Source organism: Nocardiopsis sp. MT53 (genome assembly GCF_019598965.1).
Taxonomy (GTDB): domain Bacteria; phylum Actinomycetota; class Actinomycetes; order Streptosporangiales; family Streptosporangiaceae; genus Nocardiopsis; species Nocardiopsis changdeensis.
The window spans coordinates 4822873-4838748 of the sequence record NZ_CP080599.1 but is presented as its reverse complement, the minus strand read 5'-3'; the positions used below and the strand labels follow the sequence as shown (position 1 = coordinate 4838748).

9 protein-coding genes are annotated in these 15876 nt (G+C 69.4%); 2 read left to right on the top strand and 7 right to left on the bottom strand.

The window, feature by feature from the left end:
* Positions 1–622: 622 nt before the first annotated feature.
* Positions 623–1531: an ectoine hydroxylase gene (gene thpD, locus K1J57_RS21410; protein WP_220560378.1), complete on the top strand. Its 909-nt coding sequence runs from the start codon at positions 623–625 to the stop codon at positions 1529–1531.
* A gap of 204 nt (positions 1532–1735) precedes the next feature.
* On the opposite strand, the gene fxlM is transcribed toward thpD, so the two are convergent.
* Positions 1736–3001 (bottom strand): methyltransferase, FxLD system, encoded by a 1266-nt coding sequence (gene fxlM, locus K1J57_RS21405; protein WP_220560377.1) that lies wholly within the window; start codon positions 2999–3001, stop codon positions 1736–1738.
* Between the two features lie 438 nt (positions 3002–3439).
* Between fxlM and K1J57_RS21400 the strand changes: the two genes are divergently transcribed.
* Positions 3440–6733: a type ISP restriction/modification enzyme gene (locus tag K1J57_RS21400; protein ID WP_255646469.1), complete on the top strand. Its 3294-nt coding sequence runs from the start codon at positions 3440–3442 to the stop codon at positions 6731–6733.
* A gap of 115 nt (positions 6734–6848) precedes the next feature.
* Here the strand turns inward: K1J57_RS21400 and K1J57_RS21395 are convergent, their stop codons facing one another.
* From K1J57_RS21395 to K1J57_RS21370, 6 genes are all read right to left on the bottom strand, one after another.
* The gene (locus K1J57_RS21395; RefSeq protein ID WP_220560375.1) at positions 6849–8951 is read right to left on the bottom strand and encodes an Hsp70 family protein; all 2103 of its coding nucleotides are present in this window, start codon (positions 8949–8951) and stop codon (positions 6849–6851) included.
* Entirely contained in the window at positions 8948–9496 is a 549-nt protein-coding gene (locus tag K1J57_RS21390; RefSeq protein WP_220560374.1) for a hypothetical protein, read from the bottom strand. Before K1J57_RS21390 ends, K1J57_RS21395 begins: the two co-directional genes overlap by 4 nt.
* Complete coding sequence (locus K1J57_RS21385) at positions 9493–11109, bottom strand: hypothetical protein (RefSeq protein WP_220560373.1); 1617 nt, start codon at positions 11107–11109, stop codon at positions 9493–9495. Before K1J57_RS21385 ends, K1J57_RS21390 begins: the two co-directional genes overlap by 4 nt.
* Positions 11110–11267: 158 nt before the next feature.
* Complete coding sequence (locus K1J57_RS21380; RefSeq protein ID WP_220560372.1) at positions 11268–13439, bottom strand: DUF262 domain-containing protein; 2172 nt, start codon at positions 13437–13439, stop codon at positions 11268–11270.
* Positions 13440–14000: 561 nt separating this feature from the next.
* Positions 14001–14594, bottom strand: coding sequence for a transposase (locus tag K1J57_RS33590; protein WP_255647217.1), 594 nt, complete (start codon positions 14592–14594; stop codon positions 14001–14003).
* 469 nt (positions 14595–15063) lie between these two features.
* Positions 15064–15860, bottom strand: a protein-coding gene (locus tag K1J57_RS21370; RefSeq protein WP_255647210.1) for an IS5 family transposase whose coding sequence is annotated in 2 segments (ribosomal slippage) — positions 15064–15524 and positions 15524–15860 — 798 coding nt in all. Because the reading frame shifts where the segments join, the coding sequence is not laid out codon by codon here.
* Between the last annotated feature and the right edge of the window lie 16 nt (positions 15861–15876).

Here is a 15876-nt window from a genome sequence, read left to right as displayed (position 1 = left end):
CGGCGCCGGGGGAAGGGCCGGGCCCCGGCGGGGCCTGGACGGCCGCCGGACCGCACGCTCCGCTTTCCCGGAGAACACCGGAAAGGGGCCCCGGTCGCGTCCCGTGAAAGGTGCGCCACCCGGGAACCGCAATCGGGGGCACTCTTTCGACCGGCGGGGAACACGCCCGGATTTTCCAACTGTCACCCGGGTGCGAGCGAACCACAAAGGCCCCTGGCGACCCTTGGACGGCGACCAGTGATCTGCACCGAGCATTGCATCAAATTCGTGTGAACTAGCGCATAGCACAAGTGTGCATCGATGCGATGCCCCCTCCCACAGGGGCCTCGCAGGGCGACGAACTGGGGTGATGACCACCGGTGTCCACTTCCGCACCCCGTGTACCTCTATGCAGGTGAGCAGGACGACGACCAGGACGAACGGGGGAAGAAGGGCGGGAGAAAACCGGCTCCGAAGAATTTCCGCCCATATAGTAAGGGAGCCCTACCCGAGCGGTCGGAACATCAAACACATCGCCCCGCGAACGGCGGATAAGGGGCGTCCGGGTCTTTGTTAAGTTCCCGTTTCGGCAGGAGAAACCACCGACTCCGGAGAGGATGAGACCCCGCCAGGGGATTCGGCCATGACTCTGCAAATGGATCTTCAGGCATCGACCGCCGACGAGTACCCCACCCGCAAGGCCCCCGAACCAGCGCTGCTCGACCGCAGGGACCCCGTCGTCTGGGGACCCGGTGACGGCCCCCTCTCCCAGGAGGAGCTCCAGGGATACGACCGGCGCGGCTACACCCAGACCGAGGCGTTCGTCACCGACGCCGAGGTCGCGACCTACCGGGCCGAACTGGACCGGCTCGCGAACGACCCCGCGCTGCGCGGCGACGAGCGCCTGGTCGTCGAGCCCTCCTCCGAGGAGGTGCGCTCGGTGTTCGACGTGCACAAGGTCAGCCCGGTGTTCTCCGACCTGGTCAACGACCCCCGCCTGGTCGACCGGGCGCGCCAGATCCTCGGCTCGGACGTGTACGTGCACCAGAGCCGCGTCAACTACAAGCCGGGCTTCGGCGGCGGCTCGTTCTACTGGCACTCCGACTTCGAGACCTGGCACGCCGAGGACGGCATGCCCCGGATGCGCGCGTGCAGCTTCTCCGTCGCGCTGACCGACAACTACACGCACAACGGCGCCCTGATGATCATGCCGGGCTCGCACAGGACGTTCGTGTCGTGCGTGGGCGAGACCCCCGCGGACCACTACCGGGCCTCGCTGAAGAGCCAGCACATCGGCACCCCGGACGAGGGCTCCCTGTCCCGCCTGGCCGAACGGCACGGCATCGACGTGCTCACCGGCGGGGCCGGCGGCGTGACGGTCTTCGACTCCAACTGCATGCACGGCTCGGGCGGCAACATCACGCCGTTCCCGCGCTCGAACGTGTTCATCGTGTTCAACAGCGTCGAGAACGCCTGCGTGGAACCGTTCAGCGCCCCGGCCCGGCGCCCGGAGTTCCTCTCCTCGCGCGACTTCACCCCCGTCGGCCGCTGACCCGGCTCCCACGGGCGCCGGTGCGGGCGGCCCCGAGCCGCCCGCACCGGCGCCTCCGTGCCCGGGCCGGGGAACCGCCCCCTTGACCGGCGTTCGCCCAACGCCCGCCTCCGGGACGACCAGGACCCGGCCGACGGTCTCGGCCGGAGGGAACGGCCGGCACAGGACGTGATCGCCGCCCCCGGTCCCGTCGGCCCGGCCGGGTCACCCCGACGCGTCGGCGGCCCAGTCCAACCCGTGATCGGGCTCGGCCCGGTCCCACAACGCGAGCAGTCTCGTATGACGGGTGCGGACGACCCGGTCGGCGTCGGGCAGGCCGGGATGGACCAGGAACCTCGGGCCGGGGCCGTGCCGGTGGTCGCGGTTCCAGGCCCGGACGTGCTCGGCCAGCGCCGAGGCCGCCTCTTTCGCCTGTGGCCCGTGTCCGCACGCCACGTACTCGTACGTCTCGGTATCGTCGGGGACCCTCGGGAGCAGAAGGTAGGCCAGGGTCGCTCCGTCCCACACCGCCGGAGTGGTGTTCGAGGCCATGGGGCGGTGGACGAAGTCCTCCCCGGTCCCGGTCAGCAGGCCGAACCCGGACAGCCCGGTCATCCACATCTGGAGGGTGCTGAACGGCTCCATCCCGCCGATGCGCACCCCGGTGCGCTCCTGGTGCGCCGGGAGGGCGAACACATCGGGCAGGGCCTCGGGGGCGGGCACCGGATCGGCGTCGGTGACCAGTTCCACGGTCCCGGTCACCCGTGCCCGTCGGGAGTCGGGGGCGCCGGCGCCCTGCATGGGCACGAATCCGGCATGGTCTCCGGTCTCCCCGACCAGGAGGTCGCCGCCGCGTTTGGTGAACGCGTAGATCCGCTGGTACCCGCGGACCTCCAACGGCAGGACGAGCCGGCCTCCGTCGACGAGCTGCTCCGTCCAGGCCGGGGGCACGTCGCTCGCCGCCGCCGTCACGATGATCCGGTCGAACGGTGCACCGGGTGGGTGGCCGTGTTCGGCGTCGCCCTCGACCGGCTCCACGCGGTCCCCGTAGCCCGTCCCGGCCAGGAAGGTTCGTGCGCGCTCGACGACGACGGGGTCGATGTCGATGGAGGTGACGGACCCGCCCGGGCCGACGAGCTCGGCCACCAGTGCGGCGTTGTACCCGCCGCCGCCCACCTCCAGCACCCGCATACCGGGGGCGAGATGGGCGCGCTCCAGCATCAGGGTGTGCACCCACATCGCCGAGACGGAGCTTGTGGCCGTGCCGTCGTCGGCGTAGCGGGTGCGCAGCACCATCCTGGGATCGTAGACCTCCTCCAAGGGGAACTCCGGCGCGAACGCGTGACGGGGCACGGTCCGCACCGCGCGCTCCACCTCCTCGGAGCACAGGGCTCCGACGGCCTTCAACCGGGCGACGGCTCGGTCGAGCAGCCTGTCGATGACGGCGGGATCGTGAGCCGGAGCGGTACCGGCGGCCTCGGAGGTCGTCACCCGGGCAGATTATCCGTCCCCACTCCGGCCGCAGGCGGATTCCCTCGGATCCGTGGCCTCTCGGCGCCACCGGACACGACAGAATCGCTGGGGCGCCGTGCGCACACGCACGGGAGAACCCCTGGCGTCACCTGTTGCAGCGGACAGGCCTCGGCTCGGCCCGCGGCGGGGGAGTCACGGAGGACGCGGACTTCTCCGGTGGCCTGCCCGGCCACATCGGCCACATCGGCCACTCGAAGAAAATCCTTCCCAGAAGCAATCCCCCTGATCTCCAGAAAAGAGAGAGCTTGACCTATATCTATATTTAATTGTCTCCTTGGGACAGGTGATGATTCCTCTCTTTTCGGAGATTCGATGTCCGCTCTCCCCCACGAGCCTCATGAGCCCCCGAAAACCCGGAAGCCCCTTTCCCTCTCCCCGAGAACCGTCGACGGCCTGATGCGCGGCTTCGTCAACGAGGTCACCGAAGCACTGGGCCGGGGCGGTGCCGAGGAGGACCAGCTGCGCACCCCGGTGAAGACCCTCGTCCAGGCGCTCGGGGCGGCGATGGGTCTGCCGGTCGTCGCCTACGGGGAGGTGCGACTGCCCTGGCTGCGGGCGAGACCCGACTACGGCGTGGACCTGACCGGGATCGGGCAGGGCCCGCACAGCCGCGTCGGGTACATCGAGATCAAACGCCCCGGACATCCTATTCCTCCGTCGGCCATGAGCGGAAAACGCGACCGAGAGCAGTGGGAGAAATTCCAGAACCTCACCAATATCCTGTACACCAATGGGACACAGTGGTCGCTGTTCCAGAACGGCCACCACCGGGGAACGGCCACCACCCCCGACTTCGTTCGGCGGATACGCAAAGCCCCGACCGTCGATCCCGTCTTCTCCCGGATCATCGAGGATTTCCTCTGCTGGACCCCGGACCCGGCACCCGGCCTCGACCGGCTGATCACCCTCGTAGCGCACCTGTGTGCCCAACTGCGCGACGAGGTCGCCGACATCCTCGCCGCGGAGAGGTACCGGGGACGGGATCAGCAGTTCACCCGGCTCTCCGAGGAATGGCGCGACCTGCTCTTCCCCAACCTCGAAACGGACCGTGACTTCCCCGACGTGTACGCACAGGCGGTCACGTTCTCGCTGATCCTGGCCCGGGAGGCCGGTGTGGGCTTCCGGGGGCGCCCGCTCCACGAGATCGGCGAGCTGCTGGGCAAGCACCACAGGTTCCTGAGCAAGGCCTTCGGCCTGCTCACCGAGTTCAGTCGTCAGGAGGAACAGGAGGAGAGGAACCCCAGCATCCTGGCGACCCTGGTGCGGGTCCTGGAACCGGTCGACTGGTCGGCGATGATGCGCGAACACCCGCGGGCGCACGTCGACCTGTACGAGACCTTCCTGGCGCGGTACGACCCCGAACTGCGCCGCCGTTCAGGCGCTTACTTCACCCCGGCCGCCGTGGCCGACTACATGGCCGGGTTCACCGACGCGGTCCTGCGCACACGCATGGGGCTGCCCCTCGGACTCGCCGAACCCTCGGTGACCACCCTGGACCCGGCGATGGGCAGCGGAACGTTCCTGTCCTCGGTCATGGACCGCGCGGCCGCCACACTGACGGACGAATACGGGGAGATCCACGGCCGCACCTGGCTGAAGGACATGTACCGCGGCCGCCTGATCGGTTTCGAACGCAGCACCGCCGCCTTCGCCGTCTCCGAGCTGCGGCTGCACCAGCAGCTGCGCGAAGGGTACGGCGCCGAGGTACCCGAGGAGCACAGCAGATTCCTGTGCAACACCCTCGACGACCCGGACCACCACTTCCAGATCTTCGGCAGGCGCTACGACGAGCTGGTGGCCTTCCGGGAACAGGCCAACCGGATCAAGAGGACCACGCCGGTCATGGTGGTGCTCGGCAACCCGCCCTACATCGAACGGGCCAGACAGCGCGACCCCGCCCCGTGGTTGGAGCGCAGGCGCGCGGCCACCGGCGACCCCGTCCGGGCGAGGCCGTCCATGGACGAGTTCCGGGAACCGGGTTCGGAACGGCTCGCCTTCAAGCTCTCCTCGGCCAGCCTGTACTTCTGGCGCTGGGCCACCTGGAAGGTGTTCGACGCCCACCCGGACCAGCCCTGCGGTGTGGTGGCGTTCGTCAGCACCTCCGCCTACCTGACGAGCGAGTCCTTCGCGGGCATGCGTCGCTACCTGCGGCAGACCGCGGACGAGGGGTGGATCGTCGACCTCTCCCCGGAGGGGCACCGCTCATCCGTGGGCTCGCGGATCTTCGGCGGGGTCCAACAACCGGTCTGTATCGGGATATTCGCGCGCTACGGCCCCGCACGGCCGGACACGCCCGCGCGGGTGTGGCACTGCAGTGTGCAGGGCGACCAGGCGGACAAGTTCGCGGCTCTGGCCCGGGACGCGGGACTGCACCTCGACGGGGAGAAGTGGACCGAATGCCCACGTGGGTGGACCGCCCCGTTCGCCCCTGAAAAACACGAATGGCTGCGCTTCCCCGTTCTCGCCGACCTGATGCCCTGGCAGTCCTCCGGTGTAGGCCCCAACCGGACCTGGGTCATCGCTCCGGACCAGGAGACCCTGAGGAACAGGTGGGAGCGGCTGGCATCCGCTCCCGCGGCCGAGCAGGACGGACTGTTCAAGGCCACGAGGGACCGCGACACCACACGGCGATTCCCGGGACTGCCGACCATCGCCGAGGATCGTGTCCCTCCAAGGATCACTTCGCACCCTTACCGAGCCTTCGACCAGCAGTACATCGTGGACGACACCAGATACGTCGACTTCCAGCGCACCTCCCTACAGGCGGCCCAAAGCGACAGGCAGATCCATGTGGTGGAGCAGCACGCACATGCGATCTCCGGCGGCCCCGGCCTGCTCTTCACCGCGCTGCCACCGAACGTGCACTACTTCAACGGCCGCGGCGGACGCGCCCTTCCGCTGTACCGCACGCCCGACGCCTCCTCCCCCAACCTGGCGCCCCGGCTCCTGGATCACCTCTCCGCACGGCTGGGGCAGCGGGTGTCCCCGGAGGACGTCGTCGCCTACCTGGCCGCGATCGCCGCCCACCCCGGCTACACCGCCGCGTTCGCCGAAGAGCTGGAGACGCCGGGAATCCGCATCCCCCTGACCGCCACCCCCGGCTTGTGGGACGAGGCGGTCGGGCTGGGTCGTCAGGTGGTGTGGCTGCACACCTATGGAACCCGCCTGCATGACCCCGCGGCAGACAGGCCTGCCCGCTTCCCGAGGCTCCCGCCGGGCCGCCGCCCCCAGGTCCTAGTCGAGATCCCCGACGGCAGAGGGCACCTACCCGACATGATCCGGCATGACAGCGACGAGGGCTCGGACAGCCGTCGCCTGCACGTGGGCGAGGGTGTGATCGCGCCCGTGGAGGCGGCCGCCTGGAACTACCGGGTCGGCGGAATGCACGTGATCGGCAAGTGGTTCACCGCCCGTCGGCGCAATCCCCGCCATGTCCGGCGCGGGTCCGCACTCGACGACATCCGCCCCGAGCGCTGGACTCCGGCCTTCACCGACGGGCTCCTGCGGCTGGTCGCCGTCCTCACCCGGCTCACCGACCTGGAACCGGCCCAGGCGGACCTGCTCGAACGCGTACGATCCTCCCCGCTCATCACGACCGACGAACTCACCGAAGCGCGGGTCCTCCCAGTCCGCCGGGAGGCACGCAAAGCCCCGCCCCGGCACGGCCAGGGCGAACTCCCCCTCCTCTGAGCCCAGCCCCCGAGCCGCGCCGCTGCACGGCGGGGACCTCCCAGGCCGGCACCGGGTCCGATCCGGCACGGGGGCCTCCGGCGTCCCGGAGACCACCCGTACCCCCAAGGGCGTCTCAGGAGGTGGGGCGGCGCTCCTTGAACACCCACATCCCGGCGATCTCCTCGGCACCGAGCAGCCGACCCGGCTCGGACAGCCAGGAGTGGTGGTCGGTGTGCTCGCGGAAACCGTCGTTGCTGACAACGGTCCCGCCCTTGCGTCGGGCGATCTCCAGCAGGTAGACGTCGGCCCCGCCCACCGTGCGGGACGGCACCCGGTGCAGGGCTCCTTCGGAGATATCCCGGTCCACCTCCGACCGTTCCTCCTCGGCCACGACGTGCCGGAAGTTGGCGTCCACGACCACGACGATCTCGACCCCGGGGTTCTGCACCCGCAATTCGTCCAAAGCCGAATACAGCCGGGTCAGACTGGCCTTGCCCCGACCGCCGTAGGAGAGGTTGGAGCCGTCCACCACCAGCGGCCCCTGTCCCCGGACGGCCGTCCCCGAAGGTGTGTTGGCAGCCCCGGAGGAGGGTCTGCCGACGGCGGCGGCCACCTGGACGGGAGAGGGCACGGCAGACCGTGCGCCCGGACGCGCGATCGGTACCGCCCCTTCGTCGATCCGGTCGTCACCCGGAATCCGGGGACGGGTCTGGAGGAACTCGCGCAGACTCGCCGCGCTGACCCCCACCCCGGTCGTGGACAGGCCGAAGGCGTCGATCTCACGGTCCACCAGGACGGTGCCGTCCCGGTCCATAACGGCCCGCACACCCAGGAGCCCGCTGAGGTCGTAGGTGTAGGTGAGCGTGAAGGAGGCCTCCTCCGGGTCCCGGAACGGCGGCAGGTCGATGGGCAGCCTGGTCAGGCAGATGTTCGACCTGTTGTCGGCTCCGGTCTCGGCCGAGACGGGGTCCGCGGGGTCCCCCTCCCAGATCTCGACGCCGATGCGCTTCTGCCCGGCATCGTTGGGCCGGTAGTTCTTCTCCTGTGACCGGGGCAGGGTGGCGTTGCGGGGGATGATCTGGCTGAAGGACCGCACCTCCTCGCCCGGACCGATCCTGCGTGTGGAAACGGTGCCCAGGGCATGCGTGGTGCCCACGGCGAGGTCGATGTCGACGTCGCCGCCGTTGATGGCGGCTGCCACGGCGGCGCCCTGGGCGACGGAGGTCATGGGGTCGCACAGGTCCGAGGAGACGATGCGGTCCCCCATGATGTCGCCGACCATCCGCCGAACGAGGGGGATCTGGCTGCTGCCGCCGATCATGAGGACCGAGTCGACGTCCTCCGGGACCAGGTCGAGGTCGGCCAGGCAGCGGCGGAGCGGTTCGACCGCCCGTTCCACCACGGGACGGATCGCCTTCTCGAACTCCTCACGGGTGATCTCCACGTTGGTCCTGCCGCCGGGCGCGGGAACGGCGACCACGGCCTCGTTCGACAGGCGGATCTTGGCCAGTTCGATCTCGCGGGCGAACACGGTCCTCTCGGCGAGGCCCTTGGGGCGCCTGCCCGCCTTCGCCATGACCAGGCGTGCCAGGCTGTCGTCCAGTTCCAGACCGCCCAGGCGGGGGACGCCGCGGGCCGCCCGCTCCTCGAACAGGCCGCCGTTCCCCTCCGCCTCCATGACCGTGACGTCGATGGTGCCGCCGCCCCAGTCGAAGGTGACGATGTTCTCCAGCCCGTCGTCGCCGAGCTGCTGCTTGTAGTACAGGGCGGCCGCTGTCGGCTCGTTGATGAGCGAGTCCACCTTGATCCCGGCCTCGCGGGCCGCTGCCCGGGTACGGAACCGGGCGGCCCCGGCGGAGTTGGCCGGGACGGTGACGACCGCGGAGTCCAGTTCCAGGAAGTGCTCCTCCTCGGCCCGGTCCCGCATGGTCCGGAAGATGCCCGCGGCCACGGTGGAGGCGTGCCAGGAACGCTGCCCGACCTGGACGTGCTCATCACCGGCCAGGAGGCGCTTGGCGGCCGCGGTGGCCTGCTGGGACCGGAGTTTGGCCTCCCAGCCGAACAGGACCTCCTCTCGCACCGAACTGACACCGACCATGGAGGGGAACAACGACGCGAACGCCGGGTAGTTCCAGTGGTCCAGGTTGGTGCTGTCCAACGCGACCACCTCGGCTTCTTCCCCGTTCCAGCGGGCGAGGACCGAATTGGTGGTCCCGAAGTCGATACCGAAACTCATGCGCGCCCCCTGCCGCTCTTCTCGGACTTCGCCTCCAGGAAGCGGATCTCCCCGGAGACGATCAGGCGCCCGCTGATCTCGTCCACGAAGGCCGGAGAGACGACCTTGACCGTGGTTCCGGGGCCCGGATGCCCGGCGATCACCCGGTAGCGGGACAGGTCCTCGGTATCGGTGACCTTCTTCAGTCCGCTGGCCCGGCAGAAGTCGAGGATCCTGCGGGACAGGACCCGGGGGTCGCCCTCCCCCTTCTGCTTCTCGACGTCCTGGAGGAGCTGGGCGAGCTGGGACAGGTGCGTCTGCCTCGCTCCCATGTTCTCCACCAGGGCCAGACGGGCGATCTCCCGTGCCTGCTGTGGTGTCAGTTCGTGTTCGGTGTGCTCCCGGAAGACCTCGACGAGCCTGTCCGTCAGCGGGGCGATGAGCCGCTTCGGTTCCATGCCGACCGCCACGACGGCCATCAGCCGCTCCCGCTCCCGCGGGCTCAGTTCTCTGAGGATGCGTTCGATCTTCTCGTCGGTGTCTTCTTCGCGTTCTCGCCGCCTCATGGTGTCCTCTCCGCGACCGCTCGGTTCAGCAGTGCCGTGATGGCATCGGTACGTATGCGCTCCCTGAGTTCCTGTGACACGGGCCCGCTCCGGCGCGCCAGGGGCCGGGGCTCTGCGACGAACCTCCGCGGGACCCGCGGGCGGGGGAAGAGGCGGTCGGGGAACACCGGGAGGATGTAGAGGGGGTGGTTCTCCAGGCCGCCGGTGGCCTCTATGTCGCGGATGAGGTCACGCGCCTGATTGATGTCCGACAGTTCCTGTTTGTGCCCCTGGAGGAGGCGGCGCAGGCTGCGCCAGGCGTCCCGCCACATGCGCTGGTCGGAGCCGTGGGCAACGCCCAGTTCCAGATAGGGGTTGAAGAGCGGACCGCGGTTGTTGCGGTCCATAGCCAGCCGGGAGTGGATCCAGGCGATATTGCCCTCGGTGACGGCGCTGCGCTCCGGCAGCGCGTTCAGGCGTTCCAGGGCCTTGTGCAGTATCTGGGAGTCCCCGCTTTCGGAGAAGCGAAGATCGAGGTAGACCTCCATCGCCACCGCCTCCTCCCGGACCCAAGGCTCTGATGAGGACGTGTAGGGCGCGAGATATTCGTATGCGGAGGGGCGTACGTCGAGGAGTTCCCGGTGCGCCGATCGCAGATCCCGCCAGACGGCGAACGGGACCGTTGTCTCCTGCGAGGTTTCGAGGGCCCAGCCCTCGCACAGACGCTCGAGGACCGGCCACAGGTCGGTGTCCTTGAACAGCGCCCTGGGCCAGACCGAAGGCCGCTCCGGTTCACCGAGGACCTGGCGGACGAGTTGCCGGGAGCGCTCGTCCAGGGTGTGCACGAGTCTCGCCAGGGCCTCGGAGTCGCCCCCTCCCACGGCGGCGAGGTCGCGGACGGGCTCGGGCGCGTCGTCGGGCACCTCGCACTCGGGATTCTCCAGGAGGCGTCTGCGCCACCCCTCCTCCAGCCAACCGAGTGATTCGACCTGCGCGTCGGTCAACCTCTCCGGGCTGCGGCGCGCCAACAGGTAGAGGTTCTCCTGCGGGTCCGAGCGCTCCTGTCCACCGAGGGGAAAGGCGGTTCCCCGGTCCACAAGGTCGTCGACCAGGGGGAGAGGCGCGTTCTCCAGAAACCGCTCCAGACTCCTCAGCCTGTTGCCCCGGCGCAGCAGTTCGCCATCGCGCCACAGGCTGAACGCCGGATCGAGCGAGGGCAGGCCCTGGAGCTCCTCCGTAGCGGGTTCACGCTGCCCGTGCAGCAACTCACCCAGGCGCGTCCACCTCGCCAGAGCGGGCACGCCGATACCGTGCAGGCGCGCCAGGTGACCGGCGGCGGTGTCGGGAGGCAGGTCCCGTAGCAGTTCCAGCAGCAGCCCGGGAGCCCCGGGGCACATCCGCCCCTCCAGCATCGCCCGCAGCCCCTGAGCCGGGCCGCCCGCGTCGTCTCCCGATTCGGCGACCACGGCCTCGACCGTGTCACGGAGGTCGGGGATCCGCTCGGATTCGGCTCCGAACTCCTGCCAGACGCTGTCCCTGCGGCCGCGCTCCCGTTCCTCACGGATGCGGGCCAGCCGGAGGCGTTCCTCGGCGAGTGCCGCGGCTTTACGCGCCCTGGGGTCGCTGATATCCACGTTGAAAGCTCTATTCACCTGCGGTCGGGGGTAGGGGGAAGGGGGTGGAGGCTGCGCCGCGGCGGCCGTGCGGAACGGCCCCGTCGGGCCCCACCGGATCCTAGCGGCACGGCGTCGGACCGGTGCGCCGAACGGGCGCCCAGCCGGGGGAGCCGGGGTCACCCCTCCTGGTCGAAGCGGACGAAGCAGACGGTCCTGGCGTCGAGGTTCACCTTCGTGGCGCGCCAGCCGGCGTCACGGATGGCCCGGCCCAGGGCGCTGCCCTCGTAGGAGTACCAGTGGGGGGAATGGTTGTAGGCCGAGTCGGGCAACGGGACCCCGGCCGCCTCCGCCACCTGCGCGAAGTCCATCGGAATCCGGTCGCCGTCCCGGTCCCGCAGCCAGCGCCACAGTCCCCGGTACTTGCCGTGGTGGTCCACGGCGGCGGCGCTCCGGTCGGCGTCACCGTGCCCCTCCCCCACCGCGGTGTTCTCCATGACCACTGCGGTGCCCGGCCCCTCCTGCTCGGGGCGGGGCCAGATCCGGACGATGTGGTCGATCAGCTCCTCGGTGCGCTGGTCGATGTCCGTCTCGGTCCACTCCCTCTCATGGCCGACGGCCAGGAGCGCGTTGAGCTTGAGGGTGCTGTGTTCCAGCAGCAGGGATCGCTTGCCCTTGCCGTTGATCCCCCGGGCCGCCGTGGTCTCGTCGGTCCAAGGGCGGTTGGACAGTGCGGGATTGAGCCTGTCGTTGACCAGGGTCAGGTTGCCCAGGACGTGGACGTGATCCTCCCTGGCCTGCTCCGCCTCCGGGTCACCGAGCACGTCCTCCCCCCAGTGTTCCGCCCACTGCTGGGGCATCACGTGCTCGACGGTGAGCTGGCGCGGGCAGGGCTGTCCCTCACCCCACGGGCCGCGCAGGGAGTCCTCCACCGCTTCCAGAAGCATGCGCATGCGGGGGCGGGTGAGCTGCCGGTACAGCGGAGCGGTCCGCAGGATCGTCCGCAACTGGTCGTCGTCGATCCAGTACCGGGAGGAGGCGGTCTGCCGCTTCAGCTCCCGCTGAACCGCTGTACCCGCCTGCGCGGGCCCCGCCTCGTGCACGGCCCGGAGGAGGGCGACGACCAAGCGGTTGATGTCCTTGACCGTCGCCCGGCACAAGGACCGGCGCACGATCCAGCTCTCCAGCGCCCCCAGCGCCAGGTGCCGCTGCTCCTCGGGCATGTCTGACTCGTCCCAGCGCATGAGCCACAGCTGCAGTGGCGCCACGACCGCCGTGTCCAGGGCCCGGACCACCCGGTAGTGGAACAGGCCCTCGACGGAGTGATAGGGGGCGTCCGCCATGCCCTGGTAGACCCGCGCGTCGGCGGCGACCTCCTCCATCAGGGCGGCGGCCGTCGTCCCCCCGGTGGCCAGCAGCTCCCTGAACTCCACGAAGAGCCGGTCCTGGAGGACCTCGCGACGCAGCCGCATGGTCAGCCATACCTGGAAGAACATGTCGATCCGGGGGCGCATGCGCCGCCCCTGACTGACCTCCTCCCGCCACCGGTCACCGTCCAGCGGCGCCCAATGGTCCCGGTACATCCGCTCCACGTCGGCGCCCTGCTGCTCCGCGACCTGGAAGAGCAGGTTCTTGATGAGGTCGGCGGCCAGCAGCGGGCTGCCCCGGTGATTGAGGGTCTCGAAGATGACCTGGGCGTTGTCCCCGGGTTCGAGGTCGATGACGACCAAGCGCAGGTGGTCGCGGACCGTGCGCACCAGAGCGTTCAGCCGCTCCTGCGGGGACCCGCCGGGTGCCCCCTCACCGTCGTCCAGGGCCCACCGCGTGATCTCCTCGAAGAAGAAGCCGTGCGCCCGCACCAGTGGGGAGTCCCCCTGGCCGAGAACCCCGTCCTCCCCCATCGCCGCCCGGAAGCCGTCCCGGTCCCGGTCCGTCGGCCAGACCTTGAAGATCTCGGAGGCGTCGCCGGCGATCTGCGCCTCGTTGCGCACCAGGATCCGCAGCGCCGGCTCGTCCTCGGATCGGCCGTGCGACCGTACCGCCCTTCGCACCGCGTCGAGCAGGAGCTGGAGGGTGGTCAGCCGCTGCTGCCCATCGATGACCCGGCGCACCGCGATGTACCCGGTGGGGATGCTCTGCTGGTCCAAGACGACGGCCCCAAGGAAGTGCGGCGCCGGCGGGGCGAGCAGGGTCTGGGGCTCCAGCAGTCGTTCGGCGACCGATCGCACGTCCTGCCAGAGCGGTTCCCACTGCTCGTCCCGGTTCCAGACGTAGGGCCGCTGGAAGAGGGGGACGACGTACCGTGTGTGGCTGCCGAAGATCGCGGTCGGACTGTAGGTGTTGGACTGCACCAAGACTCCTGTGCACTCGGGGGGACGGGGGCGGTACTGCGGGAGCGGGGTGAGCACACGGCTTTCCACCATGGTGTCAGCCGCCGCGGACGACCGGGTGCGGATCGCACGCCTCGTTCGCCGGAGGGCCGGGTGAGGTTGTGGGAGACGCAGCCCCCAGAGGGCGAGCGGAGCGAGCGGCGGTCCCAGGGGGCCTTCTCCAGAACCAGAGCATCCTCGGCTCTGGCTCTCAACAACGCACCCTCCTGCGTATCTGCGACGGCGCGCTCGCGGCTCAGCACGGCGACCGGCTCCCGGTGGCCCTCGATGAGCACTCTGATCCACCGCAACGGACTTTCCATCCCTTGCGGTATCCCCTTCCGTGTCAGCCACCACAGCAGGCCCAGATCCCAGGCCGGCACCTGCTCACGCAGCGTTTGGAGGTGCACAAGGTCAGACTCGGATCACGCGAGTCCAGCGGACAACGCCGGTGAGCCGATCTGGGTTTCTTGCCCGGGCACCTTCGTCTGGCCGAAAGTGGTCACGGGTTCCATTGGAAACCCAGGTCGCGAGCCATGAACCTCAGGGCAGATCCGTTGCTCTCAGTACGGAGCGGTAACTTATGGCGGCAAGCAGGAGTTTTGTGGCACAAGGGTGACGAGGGTTGGTACCACCCCCTGGGAAGGTCACATCTCGCATGAGCGGTGGAACGGGTGCGAATCCGAACGAGGCACAGCAGAGCAGTGAGGACGCCGAGGTGCTGGCCACAGCGATGACCGGCCTGGCCGACGCGTTCGACCTGACGGTGTCGGTGGCCAGATAAGTGAAGGTGGTCTGCTCGGCCAGGGCGGTTTTGGTCGTAGGGGCGTGCCCGGCCGGTGCGGCGTAGGTGCAGGTCACGAGGGTCTGGCAGTTCTCGACCTGTCCGGTCAGGCCGCAGTACTGGTAGGCGACGCCGACCGACCGGCTGCCTTTCTCGATGACCTGGGTGTCGTCGACGACCAGGACCGCCTCGGGGTTGGCTAGGTGGTCGCGGATGTGGGCGCGGGTGCGGCGGGTGAGAATGTCGTGGCCCCACCGAGCGCCGTCCAGGAGGTGTTCCACGGGGTAAGCACGGCGGTGTCCAGCGTGTTCGGCGAACCGCCAGGAGTTCTTGCGGTCCACGTCGGCGAGCAGCCCGCAGGCGTAGTCGGTGAAGGTGGCGCGTGGCTCGCTGTGGGGGAAGAGGGGGTAGGCGAGGTCGGTGATGAGGGTTTCGAGGCGGTCTGCCTAGGTCTGGATGTCCTCGAGGGTGATGGCGGGGCCCGTGTTCCTATCAGCGCACGGGGTTTCGGTCTCCATGACTTGGCGTTACTACACAGGGTGGCGCTCTGAAGTCCGAATGTAGTATCCGGAGCGTTCTCCCATCTGAAAGCGCCAGCGCTCCCGGAGCCGCCCGAGCCGGGTCCGGTTCACGGCAGGAGACAGTGGGTGCAACAGAACACAGAGGCACCGACCCTCGCCTCGCAAGAAACAGCCAGTGGTGGAAGAACTTCCGAAGTCCCTCTTCTGACCCGGATTCCGCATGCACGAGTTGATAAGGACCGCTTGCCCCCGATACCTTCCATTCGAGTAATCGGGCGGCCACGGCCCTTAAGAGCTCATCTCATTTGGTGAGTCGGCGGTAGCAGATCAGCGTGCAGGCGATGCCGGCGAAGGCCAGGAAGTGGTCGGCCTTGCGCTCGTAGCGGCGGTGAAGTCGGCGGCATCCGGCCAGCCAGGCCATGGTGCGTTCCACCTGCCACCGGTGTCTGCCCAACCGCTGCGAGGACTCCACACCCCGGCGGGCCAGACGGTGCACGATCCCCCGGCGCCGGAGCCAGCGGCGCAGGTGGGCGTAGTCGTAGCCCTTGTCGCCGTGCAGCTTGCCCGGTCTGCGCCGCCGGGGTCCGCGACGGGAGCGGATCGGAGCGATCCCTTCCACCAGGGGCTGCAGCGCCTGGCTGTCGTGGGTGTTGGCCCCCGAGATAGCCATGGACAGGGGCAAACCCTGCCGGTCGGTGATCAGGTGGATCTTCGACCCCTTCTTGCCTCGGTCGACAGGATTCGGACCCGTCAGGTCCCCCCTTTGAGGGCCCGCATGTTCACCGAGTCGATCGCGCACCGCGACCAGTCCAGCTCGCCTTGGGAGCCGAGCTCGTCCAGGACCAGGCGGTGGAGCTTGGCCCACACCCGGGCCCGGGTCCACTCGGTGAAGCGCCGATGCGCGGTGGGCCCGGAGGGGCCGAACACCGGCGGGAGCTGAGCCCAGGTACAGCCGCTGGTGGCCACGAAGATGATCGCGGCCAGCACCTGCCGGTCACCGTGTCTGCGCCGCCCACCGCCCTGGGGGCGGGTGGGCGCCTCGGGCACCACCCGTTGGAACAGTTCCCACAGCTCGTCCGGCACCAGCCGTTCCACCATCGACACAGGAGCAGGC